At 44.4% G+C, this 24,321-nt stretch carries 27 protein-coding genes; 6 read left to right on the forward strand and 21 right to left on the reverse strand.

Annotation, left to right across the window (positions count from 1 at the left end):
- Window positions 1–109: 109 nt before the first annotated feature.
- Window positions 110–1,306: an anhydro-N-acetylmuramic acid kinase gene (locus ACYVGR_RS27370; protein WP_460962825.1), complete on the reverse strand. Its 1,197-nt coding sequence runs from the start codon at window positions 1,304–1,306 to the stop codon at window positions 110–112.
- Window positions 1,307–1,431: 125 nt separating this feature from the next.
- On the opposite strand from ACYVGR_RS27370, the gene ACYVGR_RS27375 reads away from it, so the two are divergent.
- From ACYVGR_RS27375 to ACYVGR_RS27385, 3 genes are all read left to right on the forward strand, one after another.
- Window positions 1,432–2,328 carry a fructosamine kinase family protein gene (locus ACYVGR_RS27375; protein WP_460962827.1) on the forward strand — a complete coding sequence of 299 codons (897 nt, stop codon included), beginning with the start codon at window positions 1,432–1,434 and terminating at the stop codon, window positions 2,326–2,328.
- A 119-nt stretch (window positions 2,329–2,447) separates the two neighbouring features.
- Entirely contained in the window at window positions 2,448–3,851 is a 1,404-nt protein-coding gene (locus ACYVGR_RS27380) for a DEAD/DEAH box helicase (RefSeq protein ID WP_460962829.1), read from the forward strand.
- 74 nt (window positions 3,852–3,925) lie between these two features.
- Window positions 3,926–4,729, forward strand: a complete 804-nt coding sequence (locus ACYVGR_RS27385; RefSeq protein ID WP_460962831.1) for a tetratricopeptide repeat protein — start codon at window positions 3,926–3,928, stop codon at window positions 4,727–4,729.
- A 45-nt stretch (window positions 4,730–4,774) separates the two neighbouring features.
- Here ACYVGR_RS27385 and ACYVGR_RS27390 read toward each other — a convergent pair whose 3' ends face one another.
- Complete coding sequence (locus ACYVGR_RS27390; protein ID WP_460962833.1) at window positions 4,775–5,797, reverse strand: toxin-antitoxin system YwqK family antitoxin; 1,023 nt, start codon at window positions 5,795–5,797, stop codon at window positions 4,775–4,777.
- A gap of 116 nt (window positions 5,798–5,913) precedes the next feature.
- On the opposite strand from ACYVGR_RS27390, the gene fcl reads away from it, so the two are divergent.
- A complete protein-coding gene (gene fcl, locus ACYVGR_RS27395) occupies window positions 5,914–6,855 on the forward strand; it encodes a GDP-L-fucose synthase (protein WP_460962835.1) in 942 nt (313 codons plus the stop codon).
- An 86-nt stretch (window positions 6,856–6,941) separates the two neighbouring features.
- On the opposite strand, the gene ACYVGR_RS27400 is transcribed toward fcl, so the two are convergent.
- A complete protein-coding gene (locus ACYVGR_RS27400; RefSeq protein WP_460962837.1) occupies window positions 6,942–7,574 on the reverse strand; it encodes an acetyltransferase in 633 nt (210 codons plus the stop codon).
- Window positions 7,575–7,686: 112 nt separating this feature from the next.
- Between ACYVGR_RS27400 and ACYVGR_RS27405 the strand changes: the two genes are divergently transcribed.
- Together ACYVGR_RS27405 and ACYVGR_RS27410 are read left to right on the forward strand one after the other, a co-directional pair.
- The gene (locus tag ACYVGR_RS27405) at window positions 7,687–8,523 is read left to right on the forward strand and encodes a UDP-2,3-diacylglucosamine diphosphatase (RefSeq protein ID WP_460962839.1); all 837 of its coding nucleotides are present in this window, start codon (window positions 7,687–7,689) and stop codon (window positions 8,521–8,523) included.
- Window positions 8,524–8,537: 14 nt separating this feature from the next.
- Entirely contained in the window at window positions 8,538–9,686 is a 1,149-nt protein-coding gene (locus ACYVGR_RS27410; RefSeq protein ID WP_460962841.1) for a glycosyltransferase family protein, read from the forward strand.
- On the opposite strand, the gene ACYVGR_RS27415 is transcribed toward ACYVGR_RS27410, so the two are convergent.
- The 18 genes from ACYVGR_RS27415 to ACYVGR_RS27500 all read right to left on the reverse strand — a co-directional run bounded on the left by ACYVGR_RS27415 (window position 9,681) and on the right by ACYVGR_RS27500 (window position 24,265).
- Window positions 9,681–10,505: an NAD(P)H-binding protein gene (locus ACYVGR_RS27415; protein WP_460962843.1), complete on the reverse strand. Its 825-nt coding sequence runs from the start codon at window positions 10,503–10,505 to the stop codon at window positions 9,681–9,683. The genes ACYVGR_RS27410 and ACYVGR_RS27415 overlap by 6 nt on opposite strands.
- Window positions 10,506–10,510: 5 nt before the next feature.
- Window positions 10,511–11,536 carry an outer membrane beta-barrel protein gene (locus ACYVGR_RS27420; RefSeq protein ID WP_460962845.1) on the reverse strand — a complete coding sequence of 342 codons (1,026 nt, stop codon included), beginning with the start codon at window positions 11,534–11,536 and terminating at the stop codon, window positions 10,511–10,513.
- On the reverse strand, window positions 11,533–12,468 hold the full coding sequence (locus ACYVGR_RS27425; RefSeq protein ID WP_460962847.1) for a hypothetical protein: 936 nt from the start codon (window positions 12,466–12,468) through the stop codon (window positions 11,533–11,535). The genes ACYVGR_RS27420 and ACYVGR_RS27425 overlap by 4 nt, the downstream gene beginning before the upstream one ends.
- Entirely contained in the window at window positions 12,437–13,057 is a 621-nt protein-coding gene (locus ACYVGR_RS27430) for an RNA polymerase sigma factor (protein ID WP_460962849.1), read from the reverse strand. Before ACYVGR_RS27430 ends, ACYVGR_RS27425 begins: the two co-directional genes overlap by 32 nt.
- A gap of 88 nt (window positions 13,058–13,145) precedes the next feature.
- Window positions 13,146–13,523 carry a DUF983 domain-containing protein gene (locus tag ACYVGR_RS27435; protein ID WP_460962851.1) on the reverse strand — a complete coding sequence of 126 codons (378 nt, stop codon included), beginning with the start codon at window positions 13,521–13,523 and terminating at the stop codon, window positions 13,146–13,148.
- On the reverse strand, window positions 13,468–13,749 hold the full coding sequence (locus ACYVGR_RS27440; protein ID WP_460962853.1) for a hypothetical protein: 282 nt from the start codon (window positions 13,747–13,749) through the stop codon (window positions 13,468–13,470). Before ACYVGR_RS27440 ends, ACYVGR_RS27435 begins: the two co-directional genes overlap by 56 nt.
- A 13-nt stretch (window positions 13,750–13,762) precedes the next feature.
- Complete coding sequence (locus ACYVGR_RS27445) at window positions 13,763–14,305, reverse strand: DUF420 domain-containing protein (RefSeq protein ID WP_182459826.1); 543 nt, start codon at window positions 14,303–14,305, stop codon at window positions 13,763–13,765.
- Between the two features lie 12 nt (window positions 14,306–14,317).
- Window positions 14,318–15,028 (reverse strand): SCO family protein, encoded by a 711-nt coding sequence (locus ACYVGR_RS27450; protein ID WP_182459825.1) that lies wholly within the window; start codon window positions 15,026–15,028, stop codon window positions 14,318–14,320.
- A gap of 3 nt (window positions 15,029–15,031) precedes the next feature.
- Complete coding sequence (locus tag ACYVGR_RS27455; protein WP_460962856.1) at window positions 15,032–15,367, reverse strand: cytochrome C oxidase subunit IV family protein; 336 nt, start codon at window positions 15,365–15,367, stop codon at window positions 15,032–15,034.
- A 12-nt stretch (window positions 15,368–15,379) separates the two neighbouring features.
- Complete coding sequence (locus ACYVGR_RS27460; RefSeq protein ID WP_460962858.1) at window positions 15,380–16,177, reverse strand: cytochrome c oxidase subunit 3; 798 nt, start codon at window positions 16,175–16,177, stop codon at window positions 15,380–15,382.
- A 15-nt stretch (window positions 16,178–16,192) separates the two neighbouring features.
- On the reverse strand, window positions 16,193–16,783 hold the full coding sequence (locus ACYVGR_RS27465) for a cytochrome c oxidase subunit 3 (RefSeq protein WP_460962860.1): 591 nt from the start codon (window positions 16,781–16,783) through the stop codon (window positions 16,193–16,195).
- Window positions 16,784–16,792: 9 nt separating this feature from the next.
- Complete coding sequence (gene cyoE / locus ACYVGR_RS27470) at window positions 16,793–17,671, reverse strand: heme o synthase (RefSeq protein WP_460962862.1); 879 nt, start codon at window positions 17,669–17,671, stop codon at window positions 16,793–16,795.
- 1 nt (window position 17,672) lies between these two features.
- Window positions 17,673–18,686 carry a COX15/CtaA family protein gene (locus ACYVGR_RS27475; protein WP_460962864.1) on the reverse strand — a complete coding sequence of 338 codons (1,014 nt, stop codon included), beginning with the start codon at window positions 18,684–18,686 and terminating at the stop codon, window positions 17,673–17,675.
- Entirely contained in the window at window positions 18,661–20,544 is a 1,884-nt protein-coding gene (locus ACYVGR_RS27480) for a cytochrome c oxidase subunit I (protein WP_460962866.1), read from the reverse strand. The genes ACYVGR_RS27475 and ACYVGR_RS27480 overlap by 26 nt, the downstream gene beginning before the upstream one ends.
- A 28-nt stretch (window positions 20,545–20,572) precedes the next feature.
- On the reverse strand, window positions 20,573–21,688 hold the full coding sequence (locus ACYVGR_RS27485; RefSeq protein WP_460962868.1) for a cytochrome c oxidase subunit II: 1,116 nt from the start codon (window positions 21,686–21,688) through the stop codon (window positions 20,573–20,575).
- A 19-nt stretch (window positions 21,689–21,707) separates the two neighbouring features.
- Window positions 21,708–23,018: a quinol:cytochrome C oxidoreductase gene (locus ACYVGR_RS27490; RefSeq protein ID WP_460962870.1), complete on the reverse strand. Its 1,311-nt coding sequence runs from the start codon at window positions 23,016–23,018 to the stop codon at window positions 21,708–21,710.
- Between the two features lie 93 nt (window positions 23,019–23,111).
- Window positions 23,112–23,717 carry a c-type cytochrome gene (locus ACYVGR_RS27495; protein ID WP_460962872.1) on the reverse strand — a complete coding sequence of 202 codons (606 nt, stop codon included), beginning with the start codon at window positions 23,715–23,717 and terminating at the stop codon, window positions 23,112–23,114.
- Between the two features lie 14 nt (window positions 23,718–23,731).
- Entirely contained in the window at window positions 23,732–24,265 is a 534-nt protein-coding gene (locus tag ACYVGR_RS27500) for a DUF3341 domain-containing protein (RefSeq protein ID WP_460962874.1), read from the reverse strand.
- Window positions 24,266–24,321 lie beyond the last annotated feature (56 nt).

Raw genomic sequence — 24,321 nt, forward strand, 5'->3', positions numbered from 1 at the left:
GTTCGCACCTCAAAATTCACACAGCTTTGGGGATTTTCCGTAAAGTTTAAACAGCCTCGTTATTATCATCGTTGGATTAAACTTGGAACATTGAACCTGAAACAAAAAATTATCCAGGGAAACTGACTTTCCCCATCGAAACAGTTGGTACGCCTTGTCTATCTCCAAATGAGGTTTTTCCTCCTGCCAGACTTTCGTTCGCCAGTACAGCAAATAAAACAGCTTCTTTCGCATCGCCACTGATACCCAGATCGTCTGTACGCCCAAATACACAATTAGGCAGCATTTTTTGGAGAGCTTCGGTTAGCACGGGATTATGCATTCCTCCCCCACTCATATAAACTTGATAGGTTTCCCCTTCCTGCATTACACGTTTACTAGCATCGACAATAGTATCGGCACTAAATTGAACAAGCGTAGCCATTAAATCGGCGCCCGATAAGCCAATGGTTTGGCTACGGCTTTGTGCCTCTTCTACGTAAGCAGTGTTGAAAACTTCAGGCCCTGTTGTTTTTGGAAATGGAGCCTCGAAAAAAGGGTTTATTTTTAAAGCGCTCAGCAATTCAGCGTTTACCTGCCCCTGGGCCGCAAATTTCCCATCTTCATCATACGGCTTGTTAAGCAATTTTCGGGCATAAGCGTCTAAAATCGTGTTCCCAGGCCCTGTATCGGTTGTAAAAACACGGTTAGCGTCTTCGTCGGCGGGTAAATAGGTAAAATTGGCAATACCACCCATATTGAGCAGAAGACGGTTTTCACCTTTTTTAGAAAACATAAAATAGTCCCCATAAACTGCTAAAGGAGCCCCCTCGCCACCGTGTGCCACATGTTTCTGCCGAAAATCACTGAGGGTAATAACACCCGTTACTGCCGCTACGTGATCACCGTCCCCAATCTGAAGGGTCGCATTTGGGAACTTATCGCGTCGGTGCTGACTTTTGGGTGCATGATATACCGTCTGACCATGACTGGCAACAATATCGACCTCGTGAGGCTCGATGCCCCAGCTACGCAGACAGTCAAGTATCATTTGTCCGTGTAGCCGTCCGATGTATGGATTGAGCAAACACAGCTGTTCAAATTCAATTTCTGTTTTGGCAAAGATGGTACGAATGTCGGCCTTCAACTCATCATCATACGGCACCGTAGAAAATCGCTCAAGTGTGACAAAAGTATCGGGACCAGAGTCAGAAATACGACACAGGGCAATATCAAGGCCATCGAGTGAGGTACCCGACATCAGACCAATAATTCGACGCTCGGGTTTCTGCGCAATATGATATAACTGTTGAATTTGTGAGTTCATTTTAAATTAACGGTTCCTGATTTATCGTTTACAGATTATCTCAAATCGAGTAGTTGGCCAACTTGAATCAGCAAACTACCGAAAATCCTGACGAGGAACCGCCTAAACCACACACTAAATAACACATGGATTTCTGGGGCGACGAGCAATTTTCCTTCTTTGAAAACATTCTGTTTTCAGCATTAGGTCAATCCGTTGATGTCATTGAAGCCCAGTTTCTATCGGGGGGAGATATTAATACGGCGGCTCAGGTATTTTCGTCGGCAGGGATATTTTTCATTAAATGGAATCATGTCGACAATTCTGCTGTGGGAAGCCCCAGCATGTTTGAATCCGAGGCCTGGGGGCTCGATCTACTCCGCCCAACTGGCGCATTTCAAATTCCGCAAGTGATTGGGCATGGCCATTATCAGGGAAAATGTTATTTGATTCTGGAATACATTGATTTCGGAAAACCGGCCAAAACGTATTGGGAAACACTTGGTCAGAAGCTAACCATCTTACATTCTCACACACAGCCCCAGTTTGGTTTACATTTTGACAACTATATTGGATCATTGCATCAGAACAACAAGCTTACGGACAATGGCTTCGATTTCTTTTTCGACCACCGGTTGTTGCCTCAGGCAGGCTTAGCGTTCTATAAAGGTTTATTGTCCAAGCAAGCCTACGATGCCTTGTTTCGTTTACGAGAGCGCTTACCCGATCTTATTCCTGACGAACGACCAGCACTGCTTCACGGTGATTTATGGTCGGGCAATGTGTTGATTAACGAAGAAGGGGCTCCTGCTCTCATTGATCCTGCTGTTTATTACGGGTTCAGAGAAGCAGAACTCGCTTTTACCAAATTATTCGCTGGATTTGATGAGCGCTTTTACGATGCTTATGATGAAGCATTCCCCCTACAAAGCGGTTTCAACGAACGCGTATCCATCTATAATCTCTATCCACTACTCGTTCATTTGAATCTCTTTGGCTCGGGTTATGTTAGTGCCGTGGAACGAATACTGAAACAGTTCTAAGTTTATGGTATTTGGTTTACAGTGGCGCGGTGCTATCTGATAAGAATAAACAGAGATGACAGGCCGCACCGCGCCACCATAAACCGAATACCATAAACCGAATACCATAAACTATGTCTATGGAAATTACCTCTTTTGAGCAATTCGAGTTGAACCGCCAGCTCCTTAATGCTGTAGCAGAACTCGGCTATACCGAACCAACGCCTATTCAGCAACAAACGATTCCGTTGAGTTTAGGCAATCATGACGTATTGGGCATTGCTCAAACGGGTACGGGAAAAACAGCGGCTTATTTACTGCCGTTGCTCATGAAAATAAAGTATCCGCAAGGAGAGGCTCCTCGCGCTCTAATCCTTGCGCCAACACGCGAATTAGTCATGCAGATTAATGAAGCGGTGAGCGAATTAGGAAAATATACAGGGTTACGGCATCTAGCGCTTTATGGCGGTTTAGGTCCCAAAACACAGATTGAGACGCTCAAAAAAGGCGTTGACCTGTTAGTGGCTACGCCTGGCCGCTTTATGGACCTGTACAGACTAGGTGAGATTGTAACAAAAAATATTCGGACGCTGGTACTGGACGAAGCCGATAAAATGATGGATATGGGCTTTATGCCCCAAATCCGTTCAATTCTGGAGATTATACCTACCAAGCGGCAAAATTTACTCTTCTCAGCAACATTTGGCGGACGAGTAGAACGACTGTCTGCTGAGTTTCTGGAATCACCCGTCAAAGTAGAAGTGACCCCTCAGGCTTCAACCGCCGAGATGGTTAGTCAGGTTATTTACGAGGTCCCTAATTTTCGCACCAAAATCAATTTGCTCGATTACCTGATCAGTAAAGATGCCTTTCAGCGAGTTATCATTTTTGCCCGAACGAAAACCACCGCCGAGAACATTTATAAATTTCTGGCACGTAAAGTGGTAGAGACCGATAAGATCAGGGTGATTCATGCCAACAAAGGTCAGAATACGCGCATCAACGCCGTGGATGCATTTAAAGAAGGCAATGTTCAGGTGTTGGTAGCTACAGACGTGGCTGCCAGAGGTATTGATGTCGCCGAGGTGAGCCATGTTATTAATTTCGACTTACCACTGATCTATGAAGATTATGTACACCGGATTGGCCGTACGGGCCGTGCCAATCATACAGGGGCAGCAATTACGTTTCTGACCATGGCTGAAGAATATCATGTTCAGAAAATTGAACGGATTATCCGCATGAGCATTCCTCGTGAGCCGTTACCTGCGAATGTTGAGGTTGCAGAAACTCCTTTCGATGAACAACAAGCGATGCTCCGTGAAGTTGATGAGCAGCGCCGAAAAGAAAACCCAGAGTTTCAGGGTGCATTTCACGAGAAGAAAGCAAAAAATCTGCCCCCCGGCAAAGCCCGATCAATCGCTAAAGCCAAGGAAACGGGTGCTAAAAAGCCTGTTTCAAGCACTACGTGGTCACGCTCTGGTGGAGTTAGCCATAAAGCTGGCGGAGCAAAGCGATCTGGATCACGAGGAGGCCGGCGCTAATTTGCAGATAATGCACTAATTTGGATACTCCTTTCGTTTTACCAAAGCATGTACCCCAGGTATATTGATTTACTATGAGCGTTCGGTTTAGTCTGATACAGTGTACTTTAGTTGTGTTACCGTTTTTTGCGGCTGCCCAAACTAAGCAGTTCATTACATCGGTACGATCGGGCGATGCAGTACAACACGCCAAATCGGTACACGAAAACCTGGAAGAGTCGATTCAGTCAACGGAAGCGGCTAATTCAGGCGGATCAGCTGATACAGGAGAGGCTGTCAATACGTTACCTCTTTTTGGCGAACGCCCTAAAACAACCGCTCAGATCGATGAAGAAATTCATTTTCTGAACGACTGTGACCGTAATTTTGCCACCCGAACCGAAGCCAGCACTTTCTTTGCTGCCCGAGGATGGGACTATATTGGTGATGGTCAATTAGACACAGCCGCTCATCGCTTCAACCTTTCCTGGTTACTTAATGACCGAAATGCCGATGCTTATTGGGGATTGGGTGTGGTTTGTTACCAAAAAAATCGGCTACCAGAAGCAATTCGGATGATGAAAAAAGGCATCGCCGTGGACGATAGTAACACGGTTCTAATGACTGACCTGGCAACGGTACAGATTAAACAATACCAGGAAAAACCGGATGAGGATATGCTGACCGAAGCCGAAGGGCATCTTCAGCGGGCCGTTTCGCTGAATCCCAATGCCCTATCTTATCAGAAGATTTCGATGATTTATTATTTAAAAGCAAGCTATCAGCAAGCGTGGGAGTATTTCCACCAGGCTCGAAATCTTGACTTTGCTTCGCTTGATTTAGGCTACCTCAATGAGTTATTAGCCAAAGCCCCCGACCCAAAAGGTGTGTTTAAATAAATAGTCGTTAGTGGACTGGCGACTCTCTATTGCAACTAACAATAGCTAGTTTTCCGTTTCGTTGTCTTCTACAACCTTTTTCTTCGATTGCTCAAAAGTGACTTTACCTTTTTCGTCCCATTCCGTAATAGTATACGGTTCGAATTCGGTATCCCACTGATCACTAGCATATTGAATGAGCTTTCGGCGCATCCGCCGACCACTTGGATTGATGGGATAATATTCTGTCCAACGGCCAACTTTCACGCCGTTATCATACTTCCCCTCTTCCGCTAACAGGCCATTTTCGTGAAATGCCATGTAGGTTCCCTTTATTTTCCCATACTCTTTGGGGATAATCTCCTTAATCTTATGGTGAGCCGAGTCATAATATACTAACTGAGATTCGGCGGGCATTCCCCAGTGCCACCGGGTTTTATCGACCAGCATAAAATTACCATCGTATTTCTCCCAGCGCCCATCTTTCATTCCCGCATAATAATAACCCTCCTCCACCAAATCGCCGTTCTGATAACGCTTATAGGGTCCATGCAATAGTAACCCGGTCCCCTCGTCCTTAACAATCGAGCTTGTCACACGAGCTGATTTCTGGTAATACCGAAATATCTCCCGAACATAAGCCAGTGGTTTAGCCGCATCATTATCACGCAGAACGTGAAACTCCTCAACAATAGTCCGGTCGCCACTGCCAAATTTCGTGTATGCCTTAACCATCGATAGGCCTTCATACTCCGTTTTTGACAATTTATTTTTGGATTTCCGGTCGGCCTTTAGTTTCTTTAATTGTTTAACCTTTAGCCCTAGATCGGGCATAATCCCAGCCACATAAGCGTCTTTCTGCTCTTTTAACGACGACATAGTTGGTAAACCAAGTGTTGTGAGCGATGAAGGCACCGATGAGAAAGGGGCAAATGGAGACGGGGCAGCCCCAGAAGGTGCCAACACGGGTTTCGAAGCCGTTGTCAGTGAAGAGGGTGCTGTGTTTACAGTTTGTGCCTGAACACTATATACCGTAAGACTAACAACGCCGAATAATAAAGTCGGTAACTTTAAGTCAAATGCAAACATAATATGGGGAAATGATTGATCCCTAAAGTTTGTTAGTTTTGCAACGCATTATAAAGACGTATTATTTTATCAACTCGTCCGCCTAGTAGTTGGCGGTTTACTTATAATCAATTCTTGTGGAAAAACAGGCTCGTATTTATGTTGCCGGACACCGAGGTATGGTCGGGTCGGCTATTATTCGTAAACTTCAAGAAGAAGGCTACACGACTATTATTACACGGACATCATCTGAACTAGATTTACGCAATCAGGAGGCAGTTGTTGACTTTTTCGAACAGGAGCGTCCTGAATATGTGTTTCTGGCTGCTGCTAAAGTTGGTGGCATTATGGCTAATAACACCTATCGTGCCGAATTTCTGTACGATAACTTGATGATTGAATCAAATATCATTCATCAGGCTTATAAAACAGGTGTTAAGAAATTGTTGTTCCTGGGTTCGTCTTGTATTTACCCAAAATTAGCACCGCAACCGCTTAAAGAAGAATATCTGCTTAGTGGTTTTCTCGAATCAACGAACGAGCCTTACGCTATTGCTAAAATTACGGGAATCAAACTCTGCGAAGCCTACCGAAGCCAATATGGCTGCGATTTCATTTCGGCGATGCCTACCAACTTGTACGGCCCCAATGACAATTACGATTTGAACGGTTCGCATGTATTACCCGCTTTGATTCGTAAGTTTCACGAAGCGAAAATCAATAACCAGCCAACGGTTGAAGTTTGGGGTACGGGTTCGCCCATGCGTGAATTCCTTCATGCCGACGACTTAGCTGATGCCTGCTTCTTTTTGATGGAGCATTATAACGGTGAGCTGTTTGTCAATATCGGCACGGGTGAAGATGTGACGATCAAAGAGGTTGCCGAACTTATTAAGGAAATTGTGGGCTTCGAAGGCGAGCTACGCTGGAATACGGACAAACCCGACGGTACGCCACGCAAACTGATGGATGTGTCCCGACTTCATGACATGGGCTGGAAACACACGACTGAGCTCAAAGAAGGACTCGAACGTACCTATCAGGATTTCCTGGCGAACGAGGTATTGTACGTAGAATAATCTTAACACATTACTAAATCGGGTATCGTAAGTGAAATAAGGTTAATTCCTGATTCACTTACGATACCCGATTTAATTTATGACTCCTAAAGTTTCTTAGCTGGATTGCCAAACACAGTAGCGCCAGCCTCAACATTCTCGACTACAACTGAGCCTGCTCCTACACGAGCCCCCTTTCCAATAGTAACTCCAGCAATTAGTGTGGCACCGGTTCCGATAAAAACACCCTCTTCAATCGTTACTCCACTGTTTACAATACTTCCAGTTCCAATCTGAACGTAATCGCCAAGTTTGGCCTGGCTTTCAATAATAGCACCCGATTGAATAATGCAGTGCTGTCCTATTTCGGCATAGGGGTTGACCACTACACGAGCAGCAATCAAATTACCGTGACCGATAGTGGCCATGATTGAAACGGTGGCCGTGTCATGAATAGCATTTACAGGTTGCACCTTCCGCCGTTCGTTCAGCATCTTCACAAGCCGTTTTCGCACACGGGTATCGCTAATAGCAACAAAGGCTTCGCACTTATGACCAATCAGCTTTAAGAAGCCATCGTCGTCCGTTTCGCCCAACACAGATATATCTCCGAATTCCTTTCCATGTAATTCTTTATTATCATCCAGTAGTCCATACACTACCACATTATTGCGTTGAAACAGGTCTAAAGCTGTCAGGCCCAAACTTCCTGCTCCGAAAATAAGCACCGGATTTTCCATTAGTTGTCGTTTGTTAAGTCAATATGAACCATTGCCCACTTAGAGCTATAATCTTGTCAATTTGGTAACACTGCGATAAATCTTACGTCACATGTGATGTCTAGTTTCGTTCATGCAAGTAAGCACTCAATTCCGCACAATTGTGCTCTCCGATATTCACCTCGGCACTGCTGGGTCGAAAGCAAAGGAGGCTACCGAGTTTTTGCGAAATTACTCCTGTCAAAAGCTTATTCTCAATGGCGATATCATTGATGGATGGCAGTTGAAACAGTACGGGACCTGGAAGAAAAAACACACTGCTTTTTTTAAAACGGTTTTACGACAAATCGTTCACTATAACACGAAAGTTGTTTACCTGCGGGGTAATCATGACGATTTTCTGGATCAGATAATGCCGCTCAAAGTGGGTAAGAATTTTTCGATTCGAAAAGATTATACCCTTACTTCCGGCGATAAAAAGTTTTATGTCACGCACGGTGATGTCTTCGATTCGATCACATCGCAAATGAAATGGCTGGCCTATCTGGGCGATATGGGATACACCTTTCTGCTCTGGGTCAACAAGTTTTATAATCATTACCGTGCCTGGCGGGGATTACCTTACTATTCGCTCTCCCAGCAGATTAAATCGCGCATCAAAAAAGCGGTAAGCTATATCTCCGATTACGAACAGAAACTTACCGAACTAGCGCGCGCCCGTTATTGCGATGGCGTTATCTGCGGCCATATTCATCAACCCGCCATTCGCGAGATCGATGGGGTCATTTACATGAATTCCGGCGACTGGGTTGAATCATTGAGTGCACTCGTTGAAGATCACGATGGCAACTGGAGTCTACTTTATTACACCATGACTTCAGCCGAAGACGATGAGGTTAGCTCGCCAGTTCCAGCAAGGCAATCCCCAAGTTCTCTTATAAACCGCTCCATTCCTGTACCAACAATTTAATTTCTCATTGCATTATGCGCGTATTATTCTTAGTACAAGGTGAGGGTCGAGGTCATTTGACACAAGCATTATCACTGGCTCAGATTTTACAGATGGCTGGGCATGAGGTTGTTGGGGCAATTGTTGGCGTAACTGCGGATCGGGATGTACCCCAATTCTTCAGTGAGAAATTTTCAGCGCCTATCACGCCTATTTTTAGTCCGGGGTTAGTTTACAACGCAGGTACAAATGCACTAGAGCCTGTTAAAACTACCTTACAGGCTATTCGCTACGCAAAACCCTTCTGGCGAAGTTTGGTAAAAGTTCGGGATATAATTGAAGCAGAACGACCAGATGTAGTTGTCAATTTTTTTGAGATGCTTGGTGGCATGACTTATGCGCTGCTACGCCCCTCCGCTCCGATGGTGTGTATTGCCCATCAGTATATGGCTTTCCACCCGAATTTTCAGCGCCCCAAAGGTCAGTGGTTATACCGTCAGGCCTTTAAAATAAACACCCGCCTGACTTGTTTTGGAGCCAGAGAATTATTGGCGTTATCCTTCGACAAACAAGCTGACGAGCCACGTCAGCGGCTACGTATTGTACCGCCTTTGCTCCGACAGGAGGTTACCGAATTGAGGCCCACCGTTGGCGATTTCCTGTTGGCTTATGTTACACAACCCGGCCTTAAGGTTGAGCTACTCAAAGCACACGAGCAGCATCCAGAAATTCGCATGGATGGTTTTCATTCGGGGATAACACTACCTGACCAACCAGTCGACGATACGCTCACCTTTCATGCTATCGATGGCAAACGTTTTGTCGAGTTTATGGCTCGTTGTAAAGCCATCGTTACAACAGCGGGGTTTGAATCGGTTTGCGAAGCCGCTTATTTGGGAAAACCGGCGTTGATGATCCCACAGGCAAACCATTATGAACAAGCTTGCAATGCCATTGATGGGCAACGGGCAGGCGTTGGCGTTGCTTCAGATCGCTTCGATTTAGATAAACTGATCAATTACCTACCTCAGCACGATAAACAGCTCAGCGAGCGTTTTCGAGCGTGGCATGCCCAGGGATACTTTCTGTTTCTGGCAGCTTTAAACCGAGCAGTTACTCCAACTAGTAAACCCTCATCAGGCGGATTCTTCCTGACACGCATGCGTCATTTGCTCCGCTCATAGTTTATAGAAAAACGTAAGTGGATCAGGGTATTTAAACTGGTAGTTCGTTGCCACTATTAATTTTTCGGGACTCACTACTTTATACGGAACTGGCTCGGCAGGCGTAACGAACGTAGGTAATTCATACCCAAAATCGGCGCAGCTTTTGCGGTAGATCGCTTCCCGCGTGGGGTGGATTGGCGAAATGGCATTGAACGTACCGCCTATTGGCTGTCGAATTAGCGCTATCAAAAGCGCCACGGCATCGTCGCGGTGGAGGTAATTTACGGGCGCCAAGCCGCTCTCTACTGTTCGTCCGGCCACATACTTTCCGGGAATACGGTTGTAGCCCACCAGGCCTCCGCTACGAACTATCGTAACGGATTTCTCTGGAGCAAGATTTTGCATCAATTGCTCAGCTTTGATGAACCCAGGCGCTGCCGATTGATTTGGTTCAACAACATCGTCTTCAACCACTGTTCGGTTAAGTTCTGGATAGACCGATGTCGAGCTAACGTAGATCACATGCTTTACCGGCGATTGCCGTATTGCCTGAGTTAAGTGCTCAATTTGCATCGGATGAAAATCATCTCCCAATTTTCCGGCTTTAGGTGGAATATTGACAACAAGCGTATCTGCCTGAAGCAAGCTCGCCAAATCACCAATAGGCTCTGGATTCAATTGAAGCAGATAAGCGTCAATAGCTTCCTGCCTTAATAAATCTACTTTTTCGTTTGTGGTCGCACTTCCTTTCACTTGAAATCCCTCGATCACTAATTGCTTTGCGAGGGGTAATCCTAACCAACCCAGTCCAATAACTGATATTGTTTTATCTTGCATACTATTTAGAAGCCAATACCAAACGTAAGGGTTCGAAGGTCCGGTCCTTTACCCACTTCGAATAAAGGATTTAGGTCATACTTCACAAAGAAATCAAAGCTTCGAATACCCAGATGCGCCACTAAACCATATCGGATGTTGTTCAAATAATAATCTGAATGCAGACGGTTTTTGCTCCCATCCGCTTCTTTGATTTTCCGATAGCTATCGAGACGATAATTCACATAGCCTCCCAAACCGATGTGGCATACTTTGCGACCGTCGCTATTGTAGAACGTTACGCGTGGGACAACGGGCACTCCAATGGTACAAACCGTCAATTTACTTTTTTGTAAATCCCGACCGGCATCGGGGAAGGCCACTCCTGTCGCCGTTTTTTCGACTATGTTGTTGCCTTCGAACATAAAATTGTTCCAAGCCAATTCAACACCGTAATACAGTTTAAACGACGCATATTTACCCCGGATAATCGTCGGCATTGCCCCTACAGATAACGCAAAATAACGTGATCCCAATGGCTGCAGATCATAGCCATCTTCAGGGTATGCAGGTAATGCACTTTGTTGAATGAAGTTGTTAAGCCCAAAACTTACTCCATAATCAAAGTTGCCGCCTTCTCTCCTACGTTTCGCTCGTTCAGACGTTTGCCTATCCTGTTGATCATTCTTGTCTTTCTGTGATTCGTATGGTTTTGTGGAATCGGTGTTTCCATTAATAATAACCGTCATCCCGTCTCTCTTTTGGGTCACAACGAGCACAGTATCTTTCAGGAAGCGGCCACCATCCTGCGAAATGGCCGTCGGCCCACCCGACACGGAGTCGAGTTTCATCCCCATTTCACGCACAATTTTATTCAGGTCGTAATTCGACAAAGCCTGAATACTTGCCTTGTCAGGTCCATAGATAACCAGACGTGTACGATTAGCAAACCGAATAACCAATGAGTCGGTGGGGCTTAATGGCTTGGCCTGAACTACCAATACCATTAATAATGAATGAAAGACAACGACAAAAAACAATCCCCTTTTCATTGTTTAGCTGATTTATCCTTATCAAGACTATGTTTTAGGCCAGTATAAGCCCGGCCAAGTAAACCCCGCTCATCATCGTTTGTATTATCCCCACGAGCGAATACCTCCCCTTGTTTAATGCGTTTTACCTGCTGCCACAACCCACCTGATTTTGTTTCTTTCTCAGGTTTATCAGCAGCAACCGATTTCTCTTCCACCGCCGTTCTAGCCGCTTCACGAGCCGCGACTAATGCTTCCGGCTCCGCAATTGTGACAACCAGAACCCGTTCTGCAGTTGGCGCAGGCTTTGTAATTGGCTTACTTTCAGCAATTTGCTCTATCACTGGTTGAACAGTAGGCTGAGTAACTTCCTGTTTTATGACTTCTGGATTTGCTTTATTATTGGCAGGACTTGTCTGTGCTAATACAGGCCGATCGGTTGCAATCGATAGGGGCTTATGGCTTGCTTTATGTGTATTAACTGGCACATTAGTCAACTCATGGCTCTGCTTATCGACTTCCGACGATTTATTTACCTGTGCGACTTGTTCAGTAGATCCACGCTGCTCTAGATTTAAGCGATCATTTTCCAGATCGGTCGATCTATTATCAACAGACGACTCCTCTTCAATCTGTTTTTGAGCAGACTTTTTCGCTATCGAAGTTGATTTTTTAGACTGGGTTGTTGCCACTTGTACGCCATTTAACGGCGATGTGCCACTCGATGGCAAGTATAGCCATCCAAATAAGCAGACAAGTAATAAACAAGCCGCAGCTGCCATGTAGCGTTGCATAGCAGGATTGCGCCAGAAGACTACTTTTGCCTCCTGTTTACCCTGGCCCATGCGAGCCTGTAGACGCGCAAAACCATCGTCGCTAGGTGGCAGAGACATGTTACCCAGCTTCCGGGCAAACAGATCATCAATGGGCTGCTTTTCTGGCTGTTTTTTCATAATATCCATGTTGGCCAACCTGTTGTTGTACTTTTGGCTCCTGTTCTAATTTCTTCAAATTTGCCTGTAACAGCATTCTCGCCCGACTCAATTGGGATTTCGACGTACCTTCGGAAATACCCAACATTTCGGCAATTTCTGCATGCGAGTACCCTTCAATGGCATAGAGGTTAAATACGGTACGATAACCGTCAGGTAATTGATTCACCATGCGTAGTAAATCGTTTTCATTAACCGCAGTATCTGCCCAGGCGTAATCTGGCTCAACCGTTACATCCTCAATTGGTATTTCCTGACGCCATTGTTTATTTTTTCGCAAAAACATAAGTGACTCCGTCACCATCACACGCCGTATCCACCCCTCAAAACTCCCATCCTCCCGAAACTGCTCAATCTTTTCAAATACGCGCATAAACCCATCGATCATCACTTCCTCAGCGTCGTCACGATTAGCACAATAGCGTGTGCAAACGGCAAGCATTTTACCCGCAAACCGCTCATATACGACCTTATGAGCGCGGCTTTCGCCCCGCTTTAAGGCAGCAATCAACTGCGCTTCAGTCGTAAAAAACGGTATTAGTCGGAGCATATTCGTTTAGGTTCACTAGCAAGATGCAAGATAATAGGGTGCAGGTTGCATGGCTACCAATTTTTTTTTGAGCATAAAAAAAGGGCTCTTAAAGCCCTTTTACATACTGGATACCGGCTACATAATGCAGCCAGATAACGCGCGATATTCGAAAATTAACGGGGGCGATAACAATCATAACTGGTATGATAACAGCCGCATATATCCATCCTGCCGGATCATGCCCCAGGTAGAATAATAAGAAGCCCAGGACTAAAGCTACTCCACCTGAAATGGCGTAACTAACATACATTGACCCTATAAAATAACCTGGTTCGACTTCGTATCGTAATCCACAGTGGGGGCAATGTTCATACATTTCATCGAAACCCTTCAGTGCGTAGAAGGGCTTTTTGAAAATCTTACCCTGCCTACATCTGGGACATAGCCCGTTTAACGCGGCCTGCAATTTCGATACGTCTTCCATGTTCTAGCTTACTGTTCCTGTACCATAGATAGCCAATGGAGGCAACAATAAGGTAAGGGGCCAACAACAAATATAAAATACCCACATTCAGATCAGAGGCCACCACGCTTCGGCCATTGCTAACCGTGCTTTCGACCGTGCCCCGGCACATGGCGCATTGAGCCATTAAATCAGGGGCAATCACCATCATGGTTATTACCAATAAAACTAGTTTCCAACTTCTCATATCTTTCTCCAGATTAATGCAAGTAATACGGCTTGATCATCAAATAAACTATGACTCCTGTAATGCTAACGTATAGCCAAATTGGAAAAGCATATTTTACTGTTTGCTTGTGCCGAGCTATTTGTCCACTCAACGCATAGTAAACAGCTCGTAATACAAACCAAACAACCACAACTGACAGCACGATGTGCGATATAAGTAGGAAATAATAAACCGGACGAATCCAACCCTGCCCGCCAAATGGAGTTGATTCATTTGTCAGGTGATAGAGCACATAACTTATTAAAAATAGCGACCCAAGCGTAAAAGCGGCCAACATCGTACGTTTGTGGGCCTCTATATTCTTTTGCTTGATAAAATAGAATCCCATTAACAGTAAGACCGTTGTCAGGGAATTGATAATGCCATTAATATGCGGTAAATAAGTTGTCCAGTCTCCTAAATCAACCTTCTGTCGAATACCAAGCAAAACAGCTACGGCAAGCGGTATGGCCAGCGCTAACGCGTTGATTACCCGATTTGCTTTTTGCTCCTGAACTGGTTGTACGGTTTGCATTTTTTCACAAATTTATTCTTTACTATAAATATCCAACAATACACGGATTTCCAGTACTAATCGGTCTACATCTTCCTTGTCAGTACCGTCGTAAAACCCTCTAACAATCCCTTCTTTATCTACCAACACCAACTTTTCGCTATGAATAAAAGTTTCGTCGGGTTTGCCTGCTTTAAGACCTGCATCCACGGTTGGAAGATAATAGCCGTGCATCGCCAGATTGTAAATGTCGGTTTTACTACCTGTCAGAAAATACCACCTGCCGGGGATCGCATTGTACTTCTGTGCGTATGCCTTTAATTGCTCAGGGCGGTCATGTTCGGGATCAACCGTATGTGAGAGAAAAATGATATCAGGATTATTGACAAAAATATCCTGCACCCGTGTAAGCTGAGAGGAGATTCGAGGACAGATTGTCCCACAACGCGTAAAGAAAAAGCTAGCTACGTAAATCTTATTCTTTACAATAGATTGGTCAATCACTTTTCCATCCTGATCGATTAATTTGAATGGGGGAATGTGATTGTAAATCGTATCGACTATTTCGCTGCCATCGGGCAACTTGACTTTCCCCATTAAGGGCTCCCCTCGGGTCGAGTCAATTTTGGGTAAATAACGGCCCAGCACATAATGATTCTGCGTACCAAACCGGAGGAAAAGATACAGCAAAGCCGGGACCAGCAGCGTAGCAAGCAGGATCCCGGCTTTTTGAATGGTTGTCATACGTTAATGAATGCCAAAAACTGCGTTGCCTATTGCTCCGCCTTCAGTTAATAAAGCAACCAGTAACCAAATGACAAAAACTATTGGAATGACAATTGCCCAGATCAGACTTTTTACCTCGTGCTTAAGGTGCATAAATTCACCAACGATATAAAAAGCTTTAACCAATGTCATCAATACGAAAATTGTTGTTCTTAATGTACCCGCTTTCATTAGGTAAGCCAGCGTAAACTCAAACGCTGTAATGACAGACAGGATTATGAACGTGCGCCAGATAAGGCCGGTATTAGCGGGTGGTATTTCGCCAACCTCGTGGGTCCCGTGTGAATGATCAGACATGATAGACAGTTATTATACCAGATAAAAGAACGTAAATACAAATACCCAAACCAGATCGACAAAGTGCCAGTAGAGACCTACTTTCTCAACCATTTCATAGTGACCACGACGATCATATAATCCTGTTGCTGTCCGATAGAAAATCAGGATGTTCAATACCACACCACTTAATACGTGTGTACCGTGGAAGCCCGTGATAAAGAAAAACAGGTCAGCAAAAGCAGGGGGGCCGTATTGGTTTTCGACAAGGTTAGCACCGAAAATGGTCCGTTGAATGGTTTGGCCATTTATGAGTTCGCTAATGGTTGTACCCGTTTCTGTTCCATGAATAAAGTGAGACCACTCCCAAGCCTGGCTTCCTAGGAAAGTGAATCCACCCAGAATCGTCCAAAGCATGTACTTTTCTACATCGGCACGATCCATCCGGTGTCCAGCTTCAACAGCGAGTACCATCGTAACGCTACTGAAGATAAGGATGAAGGTCATGATACCTACGAAAATCAGCGGAGCGTGTACGCCATGCAAGAAGGGTACTGACGCATAAACCATCTCGGGTGTTGGCCAGTATAAGTTCGAAAACTTAAATACCTCGCCGTAGATAGCTGGGTCCCAGGCGGGGTAGCTATAGCGAATTAAGCCATACGTGACCAACAAAGCCGAAAACGTGAATGTATCGGAGATCAGGAAGAACCACATCATCAGCTTGCCGTAGCTCACTTTCATTGGTTCAACCCCACCCATCCAGGTTTTCTTGTCGAATATTTGATCCGATTCGTGCGTCAGGGTATCGTGTGTTACAGTAGCCGCCATGCGTCTAAGAGATTATCAATGGAAATAGACTAAAAAGAAAAACAAATACAACCACAAAATATCTAAAAAATGCCAGTAAGCGGCCGCAATCTCAATCTGGTTCATGCTCTTGGCATGAATGCGAAGCCGAAAAGACGCTATTAATGCTACGACTAATACGACAAGGCCAGAGATTAGGTGGAACCCATGCAGGCCCGTAAAAATATACATGAATGACCCAGCCGGATTACCAACGAAGAAAACGTTTTCGTTAACCAAAGCAACCCAACCCTGAAATTGCATGTACAGGAAAACCACTCCAAGCACAAAAGTAATAGTTATCGCAATTTTCAGACTGCCAAAATTGTCTTTTTTTGCAGACAGATAAGCCCAGTGCATCGTCAGACTACTCGCAATCAATACAATTGAACTGTACTTAAATATTGCGGGTATATCATACTCCAGCCAGTTACCTTCGGCTCTACGAACCAGATAAGCACTGGTCATCGCGGCAAAAAGCATAATGATACTAACAATGAATAACCACAGGATAAACTTGCGGGGATTCATCGAGAGCGTTTCCTGCGGCTCTTCAACTAATGTAATGTCGTTTACTAATTCACTCATGATTTGTTGTTATACTTTATCTAATAGGTAAACAATCTGTACAACAGGCAAATACAACAATGATCCGAACATCATTTGTAAAGCTGCCTTATCCGTACACGTTCTCATCAAGTGAAACGTTTGTGCTAAGAACAAGATTCCGCCTAGCGTCGCAACTAAAGCTGAATATATTCCTGTCACTCCCAAAAGGAAAGGAAGCCATCCTATAGGTAACAGGAATAGCGTATAAATCATGATTCTAAAAGCTGTATCGGTTGTTTTGCCATTTCCGGGCATCATTTGAATACCGGCTTTTTTGTATTCATCAAAAGCCAGCCAGCCAATAGACCAGAAATGAGGAAACTGCCAGAAAAACTGTACCGCAAATAAAATACCTGGTATCCAACCAAAATGGTTTGTTGCGGCCACCCACCCTATCATTGGCGGAAAAGCGCCAGGCAGAGCACCTACAAATACCGCGATTTGGCCTTTTCGTTTGAGCGGTGTATAAACAAACCCATACAGCAATAAAGAGAGTACAGCTAAAGCAGCCGCTCTAATATTAAAGAACTGAACGTATAAGTAACACGCTGCTCCAAAGAGAATAAAGGCAAAGGTTGCCGCTTCACGAACGGTTAGCCGTCCAGTTGGTAATGGCCGAACTGCGGTTCGTTTCATTACCTTATCCGAATCTTTTTCTATTATTTGATTAATGATATTAGCCGCTCCTGTCATGCTTATAGAAGCTATAACTAATACCCCAATCATCCACCAGTTAATCTGATCTACTGCCAAACAATAGCCAAATACACCGGAAAAAACGACTGCCAGTGTAAGCTTAAGTTTCAATAGCTCAATGTAAGCTTTAGCTTTTACGTTAATAACTGCTATTGCCAATGTCTTTTCCATATTATGCCTCTACTAATCGCGACCTCTCAGATTTATGACCAGACACTATCAATGCTGGCGTTACCAGCAACCATATCGAAAATTGTAATCCAATTAATATTGTGGCAAGCTCCAAATGGACGGGTTGCGCAAATGCTGGCACTCCCCAATAAGCCATTATAACACCTGATACAATTTCTATCGTAATAACAGCAATTAGCGCCGTAGTCAACGTAGATACTAAACCACCTTTGACTGTTTTACGTAGTTGGTAAACAACAATTACGTGAAAGATTAACAGAGCTAATGAAAACGAGCGATGAATATAAAAACGCCAATCTAAGCTGCCAATCCAATTATCTCGTTGCGAATACCCTAATCGTTTAACGACTTCATCTAAGGCATCTCTCACCTGTGTTCCTAATACAATCTGACCCAGTGTCACCATTAATGCCGTAAACAATAACCAGCTTAATGAGGAAGATTTTGGATAGTCAATTTGCAATTGACCAACGTTAGAACGAATCAGGACAAAAAGCAACGAAAAGACCACCACTAAAGCTAGAAGCATGTGTATGGTAATCATGTAATGAGCTAATTCCGTAGCGACTACACGGGCACCTAACCAGCCATTAACACCAATTAAAAGAAATGCGGCCAGACTTCCCCAAAAGATTGCACCATCTTTCCGAAGATAGGTTATGGACGATAGTAACGTGGCAAAAACAAAAAAACCGGATAAAACACCTACTAATCGATTGGCGTATTCTATCCAGGTTTTTGCAGCGTTAAACTCAATTTCTCCTTTTAGTTTAGCACCATAAATCTCCTGATAGTTTGCCGGAAGTTGCGAAATTTCAGTAGGTGGTACCCAACGCCCAAAACACTTTGGCCAATCAGGACAGCCCATTCCGGAGCCTGTTCCTCTGACAATTCCACCGGCCAATATAACCAGATAGATAGCAATTACTGTCAGTAGAGCCAGGCTCCGGAAACGCTGTTCTTTTTTATTAGTGAGGCTGATTGAACTGGTCATTCAGATTTTGTGCCTCAATCTCTTTTTCCATACCAATCAGCTCATTTTCGTGAGGCAGATTAGATTCTGGAGTTTGTGAATATGGCACGTTTTGAGGAATGAAGTCATCCTTGGCACCTGGCTTGCTGTAATCATATGGCCAGCGGTACACAGCAGGAATTTCACCAGGCCAGTTACCATGTCCAGGATTGATTGGAGCCGTCCATTCCAGGGTATTTGACCGCCATGGATTTTGAGGAGCTTTCTTTCCTTTGATTAAGCTATAAACAAAGTTATAGATGAATATCCACTGAGCTGTGAAGGTAAAAATGGCAGCCAGGCTGATGAAGGCATTCATATCAGCGAAGATGTTCTTCGTGAAATCGTAGCTTGTAAATGCGTAGTACCGACGAGGGAAACCTGCGATACCAATATAGTGCATCGGGAAGAATACGAGGTAGATACCGATAAACGTCAACCAGAAGTGGATATAACCGAGCTTCTCGTTCATCATTTTGCCGAACATCTTGGGGAACCAGTGATAAACACCAGCCAATAAGCCAAAGGCCGACGCAGCTCCCATTACTAAGTGGAAGTGAGCTACTACGAAATACGTATCGTGCAATTGGATATCAAGCGCTGAGTTACCCAGGATAATACCTGTAAGACCACCAGAGATAAAGAACGATACCAAACCAATAGAGAACAACATGGCCGGTGTGAACCGGATGTTACCCCGCCATAGTGTCGTAATGTAGTTGAACGCTTTAACGGCTGATGGAACAGCGATGATCAGCGTCAAGAACATGAAAATCGATCCCAGGAATGGGTTCATACCCGTTACGAACATATGGTGAGCCCATACGATAAAGGCAAGGAAAGCGATACCCATCATAGATGCAATCATGGCACGGTATCCGAAAATCGGCTTCCGTGAATTGGTTGCAATGATTTCAGAAGTCATACCAAGTGCAGGAAGCAACACAATATATACTTCAGGGTGCCCCAGGAACCAGAATAAGTGTTGGAATAAAATTGGGCTACCACCTACGTTTGGAAGCGCTTCTCCTTTGATATAAATTTCAGAAAGATAGAAGCTAGTACCAAAACTACGGTCAAAAATAAGCAGTAGGGCAGCTGAAAGTAATACAGGGAAAGAGATCAAGCCCAATATAGCCGTCAGCAAGAAAGCCCAAATTGTTAATGGCAGTTTGCTGAAGGACATACCCCGTGTGCGCAGGTTGATTACTGTAGTGATGTAGTTGATACCACCAAGCAACTGCGATACAATAAACAGGGCCATACTTACCAACCACAACGTCATACCCAGCTCCGATCCTTTATGAGCTTGTGGCAAAGCACTCAATGGTGGATAAATTACCCAACCACCTGACGCTGGTCCGGTCTCAATGAACAACGAACCAAACATGATAACACTGGCCAAAAAGAAGAACCAGTATGATAACATGTTTAGGAACCCCGAAGCCATATCCCGAGCACCTACTTGAAGCGGAATCAGGAAGTTCGAAAACGTACCACTCAAACCGGCAGTCAGTACGAAGAATACCATGATTGTACCGTGCATCGTTACCAATGCCAGGTAAAAATCAGGATCAAGCTTGCCAGTGTCATTAATCCAGGTTCCAAGAATTGGACGCAGGAAATCTAACTTCATGCCAGGAAAGCCCAACTGAAGACGGAACATCACCGACAGGCTAATTCCAATAATTGACCAGAAGATACCCGAGATCAGGTACTGCTTGGCAATTGTTTTATGGTCTTCCGAGAAAATATACGTGCGCCAAAAACTTTGCGGCTCGTGATGGTCATGCTCTGCTGCATGTGCCACGGTTGCCGAGTTAGCTGATACAGTCGCCATAGTATTTGGTTGAATGTAAGTTTAGAAATTAATGGGTGGCACTAGCTACAATTACACCCTTTGGTAATATTGATGCGGTTACACTATCTGCTGGGGCAGCCGTTGCGTCAGCAGGCAAATACTTGGCAGCTTTCGCTTTTAGATTAGCGGGAACACGACTTGCCAGCTCAGGTGTTGATGTTAACAAAGGCTTCTGCTCTTTGCACCAGGCTTGCCACGACGCTTCATCTTCAACTACTAAACGTATCCGCATCGAGAAGTGGCCTTGACCGCATACTTCCGTACATGCAATCTCGTATGTAAAGTTAGGATTGCCGGTTATGTTTTTCATTTCGTCTGTTGTCTTATCAGCAGTGAACTGAAAACGAGTTGGCATACCTGGCACAGCATCCATCTTCACGCGTAGGTGAGGAATAAATACGCTGTGCAGTACATCACGAGCACGAATCTTCAATAAAATTGGCTTATTAACAGGAATGTGTAATTCCGAAGTAGAGACAAAATCATCAAATGATGCTTCATCGGTATAGTCAATTCCTGTTTCGTTATTGTTGTCAATCAATTTGTAGTTGAACGAACCCAATTTGTTGTTATCAACACCAGGGTAACGTGCGATCCAGTTGAATTGCTTACCAACGATTTCAAACACTTGTGCATTTTCAGGAGCTTCTGCCATGATATCACGCCATGCTTTCCATCCTGTGAATACTAATAACGCCATCACCACTGCTGGAATTACTGTCCAGATTAATTCCAGTTTATGATTTTCTGGGTAATAAGCAGCTTTGTAGCCATCCCGATGCTGATAACGCCAGGCGAAGAAAAACAACAAGGCATTTGTAACGACAAAAGCGACTGTGATAATACTCATCCCCAACCAAAACAGAAAATCTGTGTGCCGACCGTGTGGGGACGATGCTTCAGGTAAAAAGAATTGCTTTGCGTAAATGAATGACCAGGCAGCGCCAATCATACCCAACACAAAAAAAACGATCATTAGTATCCCGTTAATACGGTTACTCAAGCCAATATGCCCTTCTTCAACTGGGCCACTTGCGTTCTTCACAACGGCTGCCATCCGGGAAACAACAACAGCTGCCAGTCCCAAAAAGATTACCGTCAACAAAGCGACTATATAAACCATGCTTTCTAAAGGTTAATGTTTAAATATCGTGATGCAGGGTTTCCTCTAACATCGGGTGATTCTTAGGAATCAGATTAGCCTTCGTCAATTGTGAAAACAGACTATAAGCAAATCCACACGCAAAAATCAAAATCATACCGAATTCAACTGGTCCAAAACCACCATGCGCACCTACCGTTCCCGGCATAATGTTCGTATAGAAGTCAAAGTAGTGACCGATAATAATACCCCACGCAGCCACTTTCAAGATGATAAATGTTCGCTTTGCATCGCGAGTCATTAAAACGAGGAAGGGGAATACAAAGTTTAGGAGGATATTTATAAAGAATGGAGCCTTGTAGATACCACCAAAACCACTAAAACGCTCACGATAGTAAATGGTCTCTTCAGGTAGGTTAGCGTAGTAGATCAGCATAAATTGTGCAAACCATACATAAGTCCAGAAGATACTGAACGCAAACATGAATTTACCTAAATCATGCAGATGGCTTTCATTAACCCACGGCATATAACCCTTCTCTTTTAAAGTTACTACTGTCAGCGTAATGATAGCCAAGCCGGTTACATGCCAACTTGCGAGCGTATACCAACCGAACATCGTACTGAACCAGTGTGTATCGATCGACATGACAAAATCCCAAGCCGAGGTAGAAGATGTTACGCCAAAAACTAATAGAAAGGCTACACCAAATTTAATGCTCTTTTCATAGTATTCGGTACCACCATACAGATCTTCCTGTAAGGAGAAATTACGTAGCATACGCCACAGCATGTACCATAATAGAAAGTATAGGCCAATTCGAATTAAATAGAAAGCTGGGTTAAGAAAACCTTTCTTGCCATTAATAATTGGATCAAACTCTGGGCTGGCTTTGTCAAAAAGATTCGGATTAAGCCAGTGAAACATGTCATGGCCAGCAACAAAATATGTTAAAAATATAGCTACAGCCATGAAAGGCAAATAAGCAGGCATGGCCTCAGGAATGCGTTTGAACGCAACAGACCAGCCAGCTTGAGCTAGATAGTTGTACGACATGAAAAACATCCCTACAACAGACGCTCCTGTGAAATAAACAGCGTTTACCCAGACGTTTGCCCATAGGCGAGTAGTCCATTTGTACTCATGGTGCCCTCCACCATGTGCTTCATGCGCTCCTGCAGCGTGAGCAGCTCCATGAGCTTCATGCGAACCAGCACCTGATGCCAGTAAGTACGCGCCAATTGCTACCAACGCGACTCCGGCTCCGATGCCGATCAGTAATCGACGTTTGGATTCCGCAGTAAATTCAAATTCTTCGTCTAAGGACGGTATTGCGTGAGCCGATGCCATTCTTATTTGGTTGTCAATTAATAAAAAAACGGTAGACGTCTGTTATAGAAACTGCCGATTGTCAGTGTCGTTCACTGCACGTCTGGCGTTGAATTAACCTTGTTGGAGTTTATGTACGTATTGCACAATTTTCCATCTGTCCTCTGGTGTAATCTGAGAACCATGAGGCCACATGCGACCTTTTCCGTGCGTAATTACGTGGAAAATATGGCCGTCGTTTAATGACTTGTACGCATCGGTTGTATAGTTAGGCACGCCCTTATATTGAGCGGCTACTAATCCATCTCCTTTGCCTGTTTCACCATGACAATGGCTACAGTAGCGTGTGTACAAAATTTGACCTTCTGCCAGTGACTTCTCAGTCTGAGGAATTGGGTTTGTCAATACACGCTCTGCAATCCCGATGCTATCCGCCGGAATATTATATATCATCAGGTCAGTTTTAGCTTCGCTACCTTCACCGAATGTTGTATGATAGTTAGGGCGGGAAACTGTTCCACGCGCCGGAAGGCGCATGTTCAATCCTTGTGGATTTATAGTATTTGGCTTGATCTGACGATAGGGTTCATAACCGACAGCATCATACATCTGAGGGGCATATTCAACACCAGTATTGTCGTGACCTCTTTTGCAGGATGTTCCCGCAACCAGTAGTCCAATGACAGCCAGTGCTGTTATGCTCGTATGTTTAGTAATCATTCCCATCCTGAACATTAGAACTGCTTAACATTAACTTCAGCAGCACCTGACTTTTTCAGGATCTGCTCAATATCACTTTCACTAATATTGTTTTTGCTTAGGTCAATCGCCATCGCAAATTTATTATCAGTGGTTCTGAGATCGTACATCAGCGGCTTAACCGTAGGGCCCATGCCATTGGATACAATGAATGTACCAACCATACCTAGGGCGCAAAACAGTACTGTTAATTCGAAAATAACAGGTACATAAATCACTGGTGAGTAAGAGTCTTTACCACCAACAATCATTGGCCAGTCGAAACCTTCCGTATAAAAGGTTAAGGAAAGTGCCGTAAGCGTTCCTGATAGGCCAAACAAAAAGGCGGCTATACCAAGGCGAGAACGTGGGTGGCCAAGTGCAATATCTAATCCGTGAATCGGGAACGGGGAGTAAACCTCCTGAATCCGTACTCCAGAATTTCTTACTTCTTTAACGGCCTTCAGTACCACATCGTCATCATCAAAAATGCCGACCAGGAATTTACTGCTACCATGTACGTCTGACATACCTTTCTTTTGTTTCAGATTTCAGTTTGTAGCCTCCAGACGTATCCACCTGGAAG

The sequence above is a fragment of the Spirosoma litoris genome (genome assembly GCF_054776755.1).

Excerpts from the sequence above, each read along its gene's own strand:
- ACYVGR_RS27415 (WP_460962843.1), bottom strand. The coding sequence starts at position 10,505 with ATGCAAGATAAAACAATATCAGTTATTGGACTGGGTTGGTTAGGATTA.
- ACYVGR_RS27455 (WP_460962856.1), bottom strand. The coding sequence starts at position 15,367 with ATGTCTGATCATTCACACGGGACCCACGAGGTTGGCGAAATACCACCC.
- ACYVGR_RS27445 (WP_182459826.1), bottom strand. The coding sequence starts at position 14,305 with ATGCAAACCGTACAACCAGTTCAGGAGCAAAAAGCAAATCGGGTAATC.
- ACYVGR_RS27375 (WP_460962827.1), top strand. The coding sequence starts at position 1,432 with ATGGATTTCTGGGGCGACGAGCAATTTTCCTTCTTTGAAAACATTCTG.
- ACYVGR_RS27440 (WP_460962853.1), bottom strand. The coding sequence starts at position 13,749 with ATGAGAAGTTGGAAACTAGTTTTATTGGTAATAACCATGATGGTGATT.
- ACYVGR_RS27380 (WP_460962829.1), top strand. The coding sequence starts at position 2,448 with ATGGAAATTACCTCTTTTGAGCAATTCGAGTTGAACCGCCAGCTCCTT.
- ACYVGR_RS27405 (WP_460962839.1), top strand. The coding sequence starts at position 7,687 with ATGCAAGTAAGCACTCAATTCCGCACAATTGTGCTCTCCGATATTCAC.
- ACYVGR_RS27465 (WP_460962860.1), bottom strand. The coding sequence starts at position 16,783 with ATGAGTGAATTAGTAAACGACATTACATTAGTTGAAGAGCCGCAGGAA.
- ACYVGR_RS27450 (WP_182459825.1), bottom strand. The coding sequence starts at position 15,028 with ATGACAACCATTCAAAAAGCCGGGATCCTGCTTGCTACGCTGCTGGTC.
- ACYVGR_RS27400 (WP_460962837.1), bottom strand. The coding sequence starts at position 7,574 with ATGGAAAATCCGGTGCTTATTTTCGGAGCAGGAAGTTTGGGCCTGACA.
- ACYVGR_RS27495 (WP_460962872.1), bottom strand. The coding sequence starts at position 23,717 with ATGATTACTAAACATACGAGCATAACAGCACTGGCTGTCATTGGACTA.
- ACYVGR_RS27430 (WP_460962849.1), bottom strand. The coding sequence starts at position 13,057 with ATGCTCCGACTAATACCGTTTTTTACGACTGAAGCGCAGTTGATTGCT.
- ACYVGR_RS27385 (WP_460962831.1), top strand. The coding sequence starts at position 3,926 with ATGAGCGTTCGGTTTAGTCTGATACAGTGTACTTTAGTTGTGTTACCG.
- ACYVGR_RS27390 (WP_460962833.1), bottom strand. The coding sequence starts at position 5,797 with ATGTTTGCATTTGACTTAAAGTTACCGACTTTATTATTCGGCGTTGTT.
- ACYVGR_RS27485 (WP_460962868.1), bottom strand. The coding sequence starts at position 21,688 with ATGGTTTATATAGTCGCTTTGTTGACGGTAATCTTTTTGGGACTGGCA.
- cyoE (WP_460962862.1), bottom strand. The coding sequence starts at position 17,671 with ATGGAAAAGACATTGGCAATAGCAGTTATTAACGTAAAAGCTAAAGCT.
- ACYVGR_RS27475 (WP_460962864.1), bottom strand. The coding sequence starts at position 18,686 with ATGACCAGTTCAATCAGCCTCACTAATAAAAAAGAACAGCGTTTCCGG.
- ACYVGR_RS27420 (WP_460962845.1), bottom strand. The coding sequence starts at position 11,536 with ATGAAAAGGGGATTGTTTTTTGTCGTTGTCTTTCATTCATTATTAATG.
- ACYVGR_RS27480 (WP_460962866.1), bottom strand. The coding sequence starts at position 20,544 with ATGGCGACTGTATCAGCTAACTCGGCAACCGTGGCACATGCAGCAGAG.
- ACYVGR_RS27410 (WP_460962841.1), top strand. The coding sequence starts at position 8,538 with ATGCGCGTATTATTCTTAGTACAAGGTGAGGGTCGAGGTCATTTGACA.
- ACYVGR_RS27370 (WP_460962825.1), bottom strand. The coding sequence starts at position 1,306 with ATGAACTCACAAATTCAACAGTTATATCATATTGCGCAGAAACCCGAG.
- ACYVGR_RS27490 (WP_460962870.1), bottom strand. The coding sequence starts at position 23,018 with ATGGCATCGGCTCACGCAATACCGTCCTTAGACGAAGAATTTGAATTT.
- ACYVGR_RS27500 (WP_460962874.1), bottom strand. The coding sequence starts at position 24,265 with ATGTCAGACGTACATGGTAGCAGTAAATTCCTGGTCGGCATTTTTGAT.
- ACYVGR_RS27460 (WP_460962858.1), bottom strand. The coding sequence starts at position 16,177 with ATGGCGGCTACTGTAACACACGATACCCTGACGCACGAATCGGATCAA.
- ACYVGR_RS27435 (WP_460962851.1), bottom strand. The coding sequence starts at position 13,523 with ATGGAAGACGTATCGAAATTGCAGGCCGCGTTAAACGGGCTATGTCCC.
- ACYVGR_RS27425 (WP_460962847.1), bottom strand. The coding sequence starts at position 12,468 with ATGAAAAAACAGCCAGAAAAGCAGCCCATTGATGATCTGTTTGCCCGG.